The organism is Virgibacillus phasianinus (genome assembly GCF_002216775.1).
In the GTDB taxonomy this organism is placed as follows: Bacteria; Bacillota; Bacilli; order Bacillales; family Amphibacillaceae; genus Virgibacillus_F; species Virgibacillus_F phasianinus.
The window spans coordinates 396,958-409,818 of sequence record NZ_CP022315.1 but is presented as its reverse complement, the minus strand read 5'-3'; the positions used below and the strand labels follow the sequence as shown (position 1 = coordinate 409,818).

Sequence of the window (12,861 nt, the reverse complement as noted above, 5' to 3'; positions counted from 1 at the left end):
AGCTCCACCTACTTTATTTACTTTGGAAAAAATAGTAATTGATTTTTATGCTTTATTGCTTTATCATGGTGAAGTATTAAAGAGAAAAGTTTTACATCAGGAGGAATTAGCATCATGGAATGGATAGTAGTTGTTTCAGTATTAGTAATGACGATTTTAAGTTTGCTGCGAGTAAATGTAATAATTGCAATTATTCTTGCGTCATTAACAGCTGGATTAATGTCAGGATTATCTTTAGGAGAGTCAGTTAGTATGCTTGTCAGCGGCATGGGAGGACAGGCCGAGACTGCGCTTAGCTATATTTTATTAGGTGCATTCGCAGTTGCAATTAGCTACACAGGTATAACAACGATAGTAGTCAATTATTTAATAAAAAAATTAACCGGAAAGAAAACGATGATGCTCCTTTCAATTGCTGGGATTGCTTCATTATCACAAAATTTAATACCGGTGCATATAGCATTTATTCCTATCTTAATACCGCCGCTTTTGAAGTTATTTGATGATATGAAACTGGACCGGCGCGGGGTAGCTTCGGCATTAACATTTGGACTTACCGCTCCATACATTATGATACCAGCCGGGTTTGGCTTGATTTTTCAGGGGATTATTAAAGATAGTATGGAAGCAAATGGGCTTAGTATAGCAATGGGACAAGTTACTTTATCCATGCTAATTCCTGGCCTGGGTATGATTGCAGGACTCCTATTTGCTGTTTTCGTTACATTCCGTAAAAATCGTATATCAAAGCAAGGTACAGTTAATGAAATTGAACCTATTGGAACACCAGAAAATATTACCTTTAACAAAAAACACCTTTATACAATCATTGCAATAGCTGCTGCCCTAGTTGTCCAACTGATTACAGAAAACTTAATCCTTGGTGCCTTAACTGGTCTCATTTTAATGTTTGCCTTGATCGTTGTTCCATTCCATAAAGGGGATAAGGTCATGACCGATGGAATTGCGATGATGGGAACCATATCCTTTGTTATGCTGGTAGCATCAGGGTACGGGAATATTTTACAAAAGACTGGTGCAGTAAACGCTTTAGTAGAAGTATCATCTGGTATTTTCGGTGAAAACAATCAGGCAATGCTTGCATTTATCTTATTGCTGGTAGGATTGGTCATTACGATGGGGATTGGTTCATCCTTTGGAACAATCCCGATTATCGCAGCACTTTACGTACCAATTTGTGTTTCCGTGGGCTTTTCACCTATAGCAACTGCGACTTTAATTGGTACGGCTGGGGCACTGGGAGATGCTGGATCACCTGCATCAGATAGTACGCTTGGACCAACATCAGGATTAAATGCCGATGGGCGTCACCATCACATTTGGGATACCTGTGTACCGACCTTTTTGCATTACAATATCCCGTTATTTATATTTGGCTGGATTGGAGCAATGATATTTTGATGGATGCATATACACTCACTTATAGGAAAAGATAAGAAAAAAATATAGGTGGGTAAAGATGAAAAAAACTATTGGTTTTCTCACATTGATGTTTCTTATCTGTTTAACTATTTTTCCTAATCCTAGTGCCGCAAGTGGCTATGGATGGGGTTTTAAGAAAAGCACAAATCATGAAATCCCTGACATAGGTAAATACAAACAAATGCTTGATAAATATGGTGCATATTATGTTGATGATTCGGGAGATAAGGTTGTGTATCTAACCTTTGATAATGGTTATGAACAGGGCTACACAGGTAAAATTTTAGACACTTTAAAGAAAGAGAATGTGCCGGCTACATTTTTTGTTACCGGACACTATGTGGAAAGCAAGCCGGAACTTATCAAACGAATGGTATCAGAAGGGCATATAATTGGCAACCATTCCTATCACCATCCTGATTTAACAATTGTTTCAAAGCAAAAAATGAAAAAAGAGCTTGAAACACTCGAGGATGCCGTGGCGGAAATAACGGATCAGGAACAAATGAAATATTTGCGCCCCCCACGCGGCATTTTTAGCGAACAGACCCTAAAATGGGCAAATGAACTTGGCTATATCCACATCTTCTGGTCATTGGCTTTTTCTGACTGGAATACCGACAAGCAAAAGGGTGGGGATTATGCTTATGAACAAGTAATGAAGCAAATTCACCCAGGCGCAATTATCTTATTGCACACGGTATCATCAGATAATGCCGAGGCATTACCCCGAATCATTACCGATTTGAAGAAAAAAGGATATACATTTAAAAGCTTGGATGACTTAATTATTAAAGATATGCTTCCAAAGTTCGTTTATTAGATGAGAAACACCAGTTATGATGCTGGTGTTTTTTATTTGCTGATTAAATGTCGAAACATGTCGTTTTTCAAGCGTTCCTTATGGTGTTTTTTAAAATTGTTGTTTTAGACACAAAATATATAAACTACGACGTAACTATAGGAGTATAAGTCACCGCTGCTTAAAAAACACTGCGCTTTCATGGCCTCCTCGAGCTTACGCTGAGGGCACTGAAAAAGGTATAGATAATACACAAATAGGTGGCTCTATCATCGCATCTTGAATATACTGTGCTTTCCGCGGGCGAGTGACGAGCCTCCTTGCCCCGGCAAGGGGTAGCCGACGTTGCCCGCAAAGGGCGGTTTTAGTCGGGCCTCATTAACTGACGTCCTCCGGGGTCTCGCCAATCTCTCACTTCCCGCAGGAGTCTCCGTATATTCAAGACGCTAGATAAAGGTGAAAAACTAAATTTTTAAAATCCACCACTTTTTCAGTACCCTTCTTATGCTTTCGGGGTCCCACCTATGCCTATCATCTAGGGGGCGACTACTACTCGCAGTTATAATTATTGAAGAATGAGGAAATCGTTTATGACATTATAGTAGCACTCAAACCTAGCGAAGGAAAAACACGGAGACTCCTGTGGGAGCAGAAGCCTAGATGAGACCCCGGAGAGCGTAAGCTCGAGGAGGCTCAGCAGCTGCCCACGGAAAGCGCAGTGTTTTTCCGTAGCGGTCGTTGGACCACCAAACATGATTATTAGAATACGTTGCAGTTTATATCAACTATGCGGAACAGCTTTGATTTATATTTCTAATGTATTAATTTAAAATTTTCACAACCTTTGCTATACTATAGGTATAATCTTGTATTGGAGCTGAAATGAAAATGAATAGAGAAGATTTGTTAGCACCTGAAGACTACAACATCGTAATGGAAATGGAACGTTTTGCAACGGATCCAACAAGAAAAGCCTTAATATGGCAAGATGATGCTGGTCAAAAGGAAGAAATAACATATAGCGAATTAATGAAAAATGTTAATAAAATTGGTAATGCCTTTCTTGAAAATGGGCTAAAAAAGGGCGATAAATTATTAATTATGGTTCCACGATTAATTAAAGCCTATGAAGTTTATCTTGCTGCACTAAAAACAGGAATTATCATCATTCCAAGTTCCGAAATGTTAAAAGAAAAGGATCTTCAATATCGTATTTCCCATGGTGAGGTAAGTGGGGTGGTAAGTTATTTCCCATTCGTCGACCAATATAAACAAATTAAAGAATACGACAGCTTAGTTCGCTTTGTTGTTGGTGAACCTGCTGAAGGTTGGCTGCACTTAGAGGCATTAATGGAAGATTCCTCAGAACAACTGGAAATGGCAAAAACGAAAAGTGATGATATTGCATTTTTACCATATACTTCGGGAACGACTGGAAATCCAAAAGGGGTTGTACATACCCATGGATGGGGATTTGCCCATCTTAAAACTGCGTCCGAAAATTGGCTGTGTATTAATGATGGTGACAAGGTTTGGGCAACCGCGGGTCCGGGGTGGCAAAAGTGGATATGGAGTCCATTTTTATCTGTTCTTGGATCAGGAGCAACGGGATTCATCTATCATGGAAAGTTTGATCCAAAAACCTACCTTCAATTATTAAGTGATCATGATATTAACGTGCTGTGCTGTACACCAACCGAATACCGGCTGATGGCAAAGGTGGACAATCTGAACGATTATCAGTTACCTGCGTTACATAGTGCTGTTTCTGCAGGTGAACCATTAAATAGGGAAGTTATTGATACATTTAACAATTATTTTAATGTGACTGTTCGTGATGGCTATGGTCAAACAGAAAACACTTTATTGCTTGGGGTAATGAAGGATATGGAAGTTAGGCCTGGCTCTATGGGTAAACCAACACCGGGGAATGATGTCGACGTAATTGATGAAGATGGAAAGCCTGTCGCAGTAAACGAAATTGGTGATATTGCAGTCAAGTTGGATTGCCCTGCTTTATTTAAGGAGTATTATAAGGATAGTGAACGGACAAAAATTTCGCAGCGCGGCGATTATTATGTGACAGGGGATCAGGCATCCAAAGATGAGGACGGGTATTTCTGGTTTGAAGGGCGTAGTGATGATATTATCATAAGTTCCGGTTATACAATCGGGCCCTTTGAAGTGGAAGATGCCCTGGTTAAGCACCCGTATGTGCAGGAATGTGCAGTAGTTGCCAGTCCTCATGAAATTCGTGGTAATATTGTCAAAGCGTTCGTTGTATTACAAGGAAATGTAGACAAAAATAATCCAGATTTGGTCAAAGAATTACAGGATCATGTAAAACAATTAACAGCACCATATAAATACCCGCGCAAAATTGAATTTATCGAGGATCTTCCAAAAACAACATCAGGAAAAATTCGTCGTATTGAATTGCGTCAGAAAGAAAAGCAGGTAAATTAACAAAGAGAAAACACTTGGATCAATTATTGGTCCAAGTGTTTTTTATTAATCCGGTTTTACGCTGATTATTCCGCTGGTATTAACGTCAACTTCTACTTCATATTCCATTCCTTGAGGGGTAATGATATCTACTTCATAAATCCAGGCTCCATATTTTGTATCTAATTCGACCTTAACTATTTGACCTGGAACCTGTTCAGAAGCAATATTCATAGCTTCTTCTATTGTTATTCTGCGATTCCAGTTTTGCCAGTGCTGATCTGGGCGATTGTAATACATAAAAATTCCTCTCCCTTATCCATATTTCTAAATTATAGTATTCATGGATAATAAGTCAGTGCCTAATTTTTTTAAAAAAATTGATCAAACCACTTGAAAGTCAAAATTGGTCAGAGTATAATGAAGTCAAAGGTCAAAGTTAGTCAAAGTCAAAAGGCCTTGTGTTTTGATATTTATTAAGGAGGAATTGCTAATGCAATGTCAACAATGTGGTATTCGTCCGGCTGATATAAATGTAATGATGCAATTAAATAATGAAAAAGTGAAAATGCATTTGTGCAATCAATGCTTTCAAGAATTGCAAGGGAAATTAATCAACTCAAATGGTTTCTTTTCTGGTTCAGGATTTAACCAGAATCAGCAAGATTCATTTAAGGAAAACTTTGCACAGGGTAATGGTGCATCAAATGTTGGAACAAAGACCGGACAAAAACAAGGAAATGGTTTATTAGATAACTTAGGAAAGAACTTATCTAATGCGGCACGTGCAGGATTAATCGATCCAGTAATTGGACGAGATCAAGAAGTAAAACGAGTAATTGAAACATTAAATAGACGGAATAAAAACAACCCAGTTCTAATTGGTGAACCGGGTGTTGGTAAAACAGCAATAGCAGAAGGTTTAGCATTAAAAGTCGTTGAAGGAAATGTACCGACTAAATTAGCTAACAAAGAAATATATATTTTAGATGTAGCGTCACTAGTAGCTAATACTAGCATGCGTGGGCAATTTGAAGAACGAATGAAACAATTAGTTCAGGAATTACAAACAAGGAAGAATGTAATTCTATTCGTTGACGAAATTCATTTACTAGTTGGAGCAGGTACAGCAGAAAGCTCACAAATGGACGCGGGAAATATCTTAAAACCTGCATTAGCACGAGGGGAATTGCAATTAATTGGTGCAACAACTCTAAAGGAATATCGTAAAATTGAGAAGGATGCTGCTCTAGAACGACGCTTCCAGCCAATTATTGTAAAAGAGCCTTCTCAAGAAGAAGCAATCCAAATACTAAATGGGATTAAAGATCGTTACGAAAAGTTCCATGAAGTGAGTTATTCTGATGAAGCAATTCGTGCTTTTGTAACACTTTCCGGTCGCTATATTCAAGATCGGTTCTTACCAGACAAAGCTATTGATCTAATGGATGAAGTTGGATCCCGATTAAATTTAGCAAATACGGAAAAGGATACCGATTCGCTGCAACAACGCTTAGATGAAATTGTTAATGAAAAAGAAAAAGCTGCTGAAGAAGAAAACTATGAACGGGCAGCGAATCTACGTTATCAAGAAATTCAATTACAAAAACAACTTGAAAAGGCGAAAAATGAAGCACAAATTACGGAAGTTGGAGTAGAGGACATCCTGTTAATTGTTGAAGAAAAAACGGGTATTCCTGTTACAAAGCTCCAAAAAGATGAGCAGGAAAAAATGAAAAATATTGCTGCTAACTTAAAGGAAAATGTAATTGGACAAGAGCAAGCGGTAGATAAGGTAGCGAAAGCGATTCGCCGGAGCCGGGCAGGACTTAAGTCCAAATATCGTCCTATTGGTTCATTCTTATTCGTTGGTCCAACTGGTGTTGGTAAAACCGAATTAACAAGAGCACTTGCAAATGAACTGTTTGGTTCACGTGATTCTCTGATTCGTCTGGACATGAGTGAATATATGGAGAAACACGCCGTGTCTAAAATTATCGGCTCACCTCCCGGCTATGTTGGCCATGAAGAAGCAGGACAATTAACCGAGAAAGTACGCCGTAACCCATATTCTATTCTGTTACTTGATGAAATTGAAAAGGCACATCCGGATGTACAAAACATGTTCCTGCAAATCATGGAGGATGGTCATTTAACCGATTCCCATGGTCGTACTGTAAGCTTTAAAGAAACAGTCATTATTATGACGAGTAACGCTGGGACAGGAGAGAAACAAATACAAGTAGGCTTTAATAGCGAACATGAAGCTGTAACGACACTTGAAAACCTAAGCGCATATTTTAAACCGGAATTCTTAAATCGGTTTGATTCCATCATCTCATTCAATGAATTATCTGAAGATAACTTATTGCAAATTGTCGACTTAATGCTTACTGATCTTGAACAAACATTAGATGACAATCAATTATCAGTTGAGATTACTGAATCCGCAAAACGTGAATTAGTAAGACTTGGCTATGATAAACGATTCGGTGCACGGCCTCTTCGTCGGGTAATTCAAGACAAAATTGAAGACCAATTAACTGATCTATTGCTTGAAGATGAAACTGTCGACCATGTCCATGTTGATTTAGTTGAAGATCAAATCGTTGTTAGTAAGGCATAATCACAGAAAAACCATAGAAAGCTGCTGGTTCAATTTTGAACCAGCAGCTTTTTTTATTTAATAGCTCATAATTATCGAACATAGGAGAAAAATAAAGGGAAAAATATAAAACGAAAAACTTGGAAAAAATAAGGTAGGAAAGGATGTCGTTGATGGGAAAGTATACTTGGTTTGTTTTTGTGTTACTATTTATCATTTTAATGATTCAGCCTGTCGACTCCATTCATGCGGAACAACAACAGAATATGGAGGTTCATTTCATTGATGTTGGGCAGGGAGACTGCATTTTAATACAAACACCGGAGAACAAAACCATATTAATTGATGGGGGAACACCTAATTCTGGTGGTGAAATAGTGGACTTCCTTGAACAGCAGCAAATCCAAACCATTAATTTACTTATTGTTACCCATCCGGATATTGACCATATTGGTGGACTTACCAAGGTAATGAAATCCACCAAAATTGATCAGATCCTCGATTCTGGAAAACTCTACACGACAAACACATACCGAAAATATATTAATCAAATAGCAAAACAAAATATCCCGGTTGAAATAGCAAAAAAGGATCAATTGATTAAACTTGACCCAGCACTGAAAATTCGTGTTTTGAATACCTATGAACCATTTCGTACTAATAATGAGTCATCAATTGCATTGAAGGTTACGTATAAGGAAATGGATTTCTTATTTATGGGTGATATTAGAAAAGAGCAGGAGAAGGAAATTATAAAGTCAGGGGGTCTTCAATCTGAAATCATTAAAATTGCACACCATGGTAGTCGTACGAGCAGTTCATTGGATTTTTTAAAAAAGGCCAATCCAGAGATTGCAATCTTGACCTATAGTAAACAAAATGATTATGGTCACCCAGTTGAAGATGTTATTGAAAATCTATATAAGGTTAATGCCCTTATCTTTTCCACAGCTGTTTATGGGAATATCACAGTCACTACCAATGGCAACGAGTACTACATTTGGACAGAAAAAAGCCCGATGAGCGGAATACTGGAAAAAGGCTGAGAAAGAGTTTGGAGGAATTCCAAGCTCTTTTTATATTGATAAGGTAAAAATTAAAATATGTTTAACGCTGGGGCAAAATTGTTAGTGTACCATCACGAAAGGGGGCAGTACTATTAAAAAAAGATTGACTTTATTTATGTTTAGTTATATGGTTAGTTACATAGGTAACTAACTGGTTAACCGGGGGTTGAACATGAAAAATACACTTGATGAAAATAAACCTATATTTTTGCAAATTAAAGAACAACTAGAGGACTCGATTATTAGTGGTAATGTCAAAGCGATGGAACGTGTACCTTCAACGAATGAGTTTGCCAGTTTTTATCAAATCAATCCAGCGACAGCGGCGAAGGGGATAAATGAATTGGTGAATGAAAACATTCTGTTTAAAAAAAGGGGTGTGGGTATGTTTGTTACTGAAAATGCTAAAGAACTTTTGATCCAAAAACACCAAGAAACATTTTATGAAAATTTTATTTTACCGATTAAGAGCGAGGCAAGAAAGCTGCGGATTGATAAAGAAGATTTGATTGCAATGATAAACAAGGAGGCTGATAGTAATGGAAATTAGTGTAAAGGATCTTACGAAAAAGTATAAAGATAAATATGCCCTTGACCATGTTTCATTTTCAATTCTTGAGCCAAAGATATACGGATTACTTGGTCGAAATGGTGCTGGTAAGACAACATTTATGGAAATATTAGCTGGCCACATCCTTGCAACTAGTGGTGAAATTACGATTAATAATGAAAATCCATTTGACAATCAACATCTTATCGAATCAATTTGTTTAATTAAGGAAGGCAATAATTTTAAGAGGGATTTATCCATAAAGAATGTCTTATGTATTTATTCCATGTTTTACCCAACCTGGGACCCGGACCTGGCAGAGGAACTTGTTAAAATATATGGTTTAGATAAAAAAGCAAAAGTAAAAACGTTATCAAAAGGGATGGAGTCAGCACTTGGAATAATTGTTGGCTTATCGAGTAAAGCCCCAATTACCATTTTTGACGAACCATATATAGGACTTGATGCAGCAGCACGCCGGAGATTCTATGAAATCCTTCTTGAGGAATATGAAAAAGAAAAACGAATCATTATTTTCTCTACCCATTTGATTGATGAAGTAAGTCTATTGTTTGAAGAAATTTTAATCATTCAAGACGGACGGTTGATTTTACGCGAGGAGGCGGATGTATTGCGCCATAGTACATGTGCCGTTACGGGATCAATCCAACAGGTTGAAGCGTTTAGCAAGGACAAAAAGGTTCTAAATAAAAAAGAACTTGCTGGCATGATGACCGCCTTCGTATATTGCCGTAAGGAAGAAGCAGTTGCTGAGGGGTTAAAAGCTGAAGGAATTCCCGTCCAAGAATTAATGATCCATTTAACGGAAAATAAGGGGGCATAGCAGATGAACAGACAAATTAAGGGGTTATTATACTTTTGTGTTGCGGATGCTAAAAGATCATTATTAATATTCTGGACGATATTGATTGGCTTTGTAACGCTTGGTGTATTAATAGCACTATTTCTTATGACGGGTGAAAATGACAAAATGATTATGAGTATCCCATTTGCTGTCTATATTTACAGTTCGATTTTTGGATTTTTAACTGTAAAGCAAAGCATCCCTTTTGCGATAAAAATGGGTGCCACCCGGAAAAACTTATTTATTGGACTTGCAGTATTTTTGGTGGGATTATCTATTTTTCAGGCAATATTAATCAATATAATTCAAAGTATTTATGAGTTTGTTTGCCAGCAAATTTCTATTGATGCCATGGAATTCATGTCACTTGGCGGCTTTTTAGATAATACATGGTTAACCAGTATTACTGTGGAAGCCTCAGTTATATTTTTTATTATGACACTTGATTATATGCTAGGATTATTATTCTATAAATATGGATTACCTGGTGGCGGGGGAATTCTTGGTGTAGCCCTGGTAATGCTTTTATATGGATTTTCGGAAGGCTTTTTAATCGATTTCGCAAACAGCATTATTGAATCGTTTGATATCATGCTATTTTTTGAAGTTGCGGGGATTGGTTTCTTAATTTATATACTCTCATGGGGGATGGTCCGTAAAATTACAATCGAGTAGATGATAGGTCGAGACTTTAGCAAGTTTTTAGGGTTAAAAAACACTTAGGTGAAATATCCACAAATTTATACACATATACAAAGACATATTAACAGTATAAATAAAGGTTATCCACGGTATCCACATTATTTCTTCAAGTTATTCACATTAAGCTGTAGATAAACGGTGTTGATCCAACGCATACTATAGGCGTTATCCACATTTGTGAGGGGGTTTGTGGATAACAAAAAAGGCAACCGATCCTCTTAAGATCGATTGCTTTTTTGACTTAGTTGCTGATAAACCTTATTCGCACGATTAAATTCCTTTTGGTATAAAACTTCCTGTGTTTTATTCAAATTACCGAGTGTACTGCTTTCGCCTTTTGTTTTGCCTTTCATGTAGAAATCCCTCTTTTCTACATTTAGTTTGGCATAATGACAGTTGAAATATTCATTAACTAGGAAACTTCCTCGCCGCCCTCAGTTTCGGAGGGAGTAAGAAACTGATGATAGGACAGATAATGTTCCTTGGAAATTACAAATAATTCATATACATCGTTTTCCTGATTTATAGCTTGGTAAACCTCCGGGTATACAGTATTTCCAAGTGAAACGTAAGGTATCTTAAGAATTGCTTTTAATGAACGTATATTTGTTTTTCTTATCTTCATAAAAATACCTTTAATATCATGCTGAAAAAATAGTTCTTCAAAAAATAATTCCTTTGCCCGTTTATTGTAACCCTTACCGAAATATGGCTGACCAATCCAGGTTGCCAGAAATCCGTGCTGATCCTGAATGTCATATAAATTGATTGTGCCAATTGGATGCTGGAATTCATCAAGTATTGTTCTTGAAATTAATTCCCCTTTTTCTTCGGCTTCTACTGTTTGTTTCGTAATGAAATAAAACTCATCACTTGTCTCTGCTTTATGCCGCACGTATGGATAAACCTCTTTATGTTTTAATAAATCAAATAATGCAGGCGCCTCAAATAAATCACGTTTTTTTAACATGAAAAATACCCTCCTCATTTAAGGTGGGTATCTAGAAGAAATCTGGTGTGCCCCACCCCCTGAATTTTTAGTTGCGATCAACAAAAATTCGGGGTGGGAATCGAACCCACTAGGACCAGTAATTACTGGTGGCGCACCATTTGCCTTCCCTGTACATATATTCTTATTACTATTATTTTACACAGATATAGTGGAAATGTGAATCGTTTTTTTACTGACTTTGTGACATTTTTTTAGGCTTTTTATGAAGGTTTATTTCTTGTAAAGCATTTTGCAAATAAGGGTAGGAAAACTGATATTTATGTTCATTTAATTTGCCCGGTAACACGTACTGCCCTTTTGTCATCAATTCACTCATTTCGCCCATAGCTGTTCGTACAAGTGGGGCAGGGGTAGTAAACCAATTTGGTCGATTTAATACCTTTGTAAGTATTTTTGTAAATTCTTTATTGCGTTTCGGATTAGGGGCAGTAACATTAACTGGACCTTCTATATGTTCATTCTGCATGCAAAAAGTAATGGAATTGACAACATCCTCAATATGAACCCATGACATCCATTGTTCACCCTTACCAATTTTACCTCCAGCAAACATTTTTATTGGTACTGTCATATAAGAAAGTGCGCCTTTTTCTCCTAAGATAATCCCGAATCTGGTACAAACAGTACGTATGTGCATTTCATCTGCAGCCTGCATTGCTGTCGTTTCCCAGGCAACTGCAACACTTGAAAGAAAGTCCTCACCATGCTCAGTTGTGTTTTCTGTGAAGATAAGATCCTCACTAGTACCATAAAATCCAATTGCAGATGCACTTATAAACACTTCAGGCTTTTTCTCCATTTGCTGCATCATCTCGATAACATGTTGGGTAACTTCTGTGCGACTCTTCATGATGTTTGTTTTCTTTTCGGTAGTCCAATACCCAAATAACGTATCTCCAGCAAGATTGATAACCGTATGAATTGCGGGTAGATCACGTACATAATAATCATACGCGATATACGTAATTTGCTTCGTGTTTTCATAGTTATCCGGGTAGCGCGTCAGTATATAGACATGGTGATTTTCCTTCGTTAGTGCTTCGGTTAAATGTGATCCGACAAATCCAGTACCACCTGTAATTAATATATTCACGATGAACACTCCAATCAGAATTCATTATTTGTTAGGTTTAGCCCACTTCGCTTTTCATTGTCCAGCTGCGGCTCCTAGCGGCTAGCAAATAGGTAGTCCTGATGAATGTGTGTAAAGTTCGACGCACTTTCACAGTCCTATCTATTTGTACGCCACTTAGCAGTCGCCTCCGCTTTTCATTGTCTAGCTGCGGCTTCTAGCGACTAGCAAATAGATAGCCCTGATGAATGTGCGTAAAGTTCGACGCACTTTCACAGTTCTATCTATTTGTACGTCG

General features: G+C 37.5%; 12 protein-coding genes. 8 read left to right on the top strand and 4 right to left on the bottom strand.

What is annotated here, in order from left to right; genetic code table 11:
• Positions 1-114 precede the first annotated feature (114 nt).
• From CFK37_RS02075 to mbcS, 3 genes are all read left to right on the top strand, one after another.
• On the top strand, positions 115-1,422 hold the full coding sequence (locus CFK37_RS02075) for a Na+/H+ antiporter family protein (RefSeq protein WP_089060345.1): 1,308 nt from the start codon (positions 115-117) through the stop codon (positions 1,420-1,422).
• A 58-nt stretch (positions 1,423-1,480) separates the two neighbouring features.
• Complete coding sequence (gene pdaA, locus CFK37_RS02070; RefSeq protein WP_089060344.1) at positions 1,481-2,266, top strand: delta-lactam-biosynthetic de-N-acetylase; 786 nt, start codon at positions 1,481-1,483, stop codon at positions 2,264-2,266.
• Between the two features lie 867 nt (positions 2,267-3,133).
• The gene (gene mbcS / locus CFK37_RS02065) at positions 3,134-4,711 is read left to right on the top strand and encodes an acyl-CoA synthetase MbcS (protein ID WP_089063507.1); all 1,578 of its coding nucleotides are present in this window, start codon (positions 3,134-3,136) and stop codon (positions 4,709-4,711) included.
• Between the two features lie 45 nt (positions 4,712-4,756).
• Here the strand turns inward: mbcS and CFK37_RS02060 are convergent, their stop codons facing one another.
• Positions 4,757-4,990 (bottom strand): PepSY domain-containing protein, encoded by a 234-nt coding sequence (locus tag CFK37_RS02060; protein WP_089060343.1) that lies wholly within the window; start codon positions 4,988-4,990, stop codon positions 4,757-4,759.
• A gap of 193 nt (positions 4,991-5,183) precedes the next feature.
• On the opposite strand from CFK37_RS02060, the gene CFK37_RS02055 reads away from it, so the two are divergent.
• The 5 genes from CFK37_RS02055 (at position 5,184) to CFK37_RS02035 (ending at position 10,452) form a co-directional block, all read left to right on the top strand.
• Positions 5,184-7,316 (top strand): ATP-dependent Clp protease ATP-binding subunit, encoded by a 2,133-nt coding sequence (locus CFK37_RS02055; RefSeq protein WP_089060342.1) that lies wholly within the window; start codon positions 5,184-5,186, stop codon positions 7,314-7,316.
• A 152-nt stretch (positions 7,317-7,468) separates the two neighbouring features.
• A complete protein-coding gene (locus tag CFK37_RS02050) occupies positions 7,469-8,341 on the top strand; it encodes a ComEC/Rec2 family competence protein (protein ID WP_089060341.1) in 873 nt (290 codons plus the stop codon).
• Between the two features lie 193 nt (positions 8,342-8,534).
• Positions 8,535-8,912, top strand: a complete 378-nt coding sequence (locus CFK37_RS02045) for a GntR family transcriptional regulator (protein ID WP_089060340.1) — start codon at positions 8,535-8,537, stop codon at positions 8,910-8,912.
• The gene (locus CFK37_RS02040; protein ID WP_089060339.1) at positions 8,902-9,756 is read left to right on the top strand and encodes an ABC transporter ATP-binding protein; all 855 of its coding nucleotides are present in this window, start codon (positions 8,902-8,904) and stop codon (positions 9,754-9,756) included. Before CFK37_RS02045 ends, CFK37_RS02040 begins: the two co-directional genes overlap by 11 nt.
• 3 nt (positions 9,757-9,759) lie before the next feature.
• Entirely contained in the window at positions 9,760-10,452 is a 693-nt protein-coding gene (locus CFK37_RS02035; RefSeq protein WP_089060338.1) for a hypothetical protein, read from the top strand.
• Positions 10,453-10,697: 245 nt separating this feature from the next.
• Here the strand turns inward: CFK37_RS02035 and CFK37_RS02030 are convergent, their stop codons facing one another.
• The 3 genes from CFK37_RS02030 to CFK37_RS02020 all read right to left on the bottom strand — a co-directional run bounded on the left by CFK37_RS02030 (position 10,698) and on the right by CFK37_RS02020 (position 12,584).
• Complete coding sequence (locus CFK37_RS02030) at positions 10,698-10,832, bottom strand: YfhE family protein (protein WP_089060337.1); 135 nt, start codon at positions 10,830-10,832, stop codon at positions 10,698-10,700.
• A 59-nt stretch (positions 10,833-10,891) separates the two neighbouring features.
• Complete coding sequence (locus tag CFK37_RS02025; RefSeq protein WP_089060336.1) at positions 10,892-11,449, bottom strand: GNAT family N-acetyltransferase; 558 nt, start codon at positions 11,447-11,449, stop codon at positions 10,892-10,894.
• Positions 11,450-11,660: 211 nt separating this feature from the next.
• Positions 11,661-12,584, bottom strand: coding sequence for a TIGR01777 family oxidoreductase (locus CFK37_RS02020; protein ID WP_089060335.1), 924 nt, complete (start codon positions 12,582-12,584; stop codon positions 11,661-11,663).
• Between the last annotated feature and the right edge of the window lie 277 nt (positions 12,585-12,861).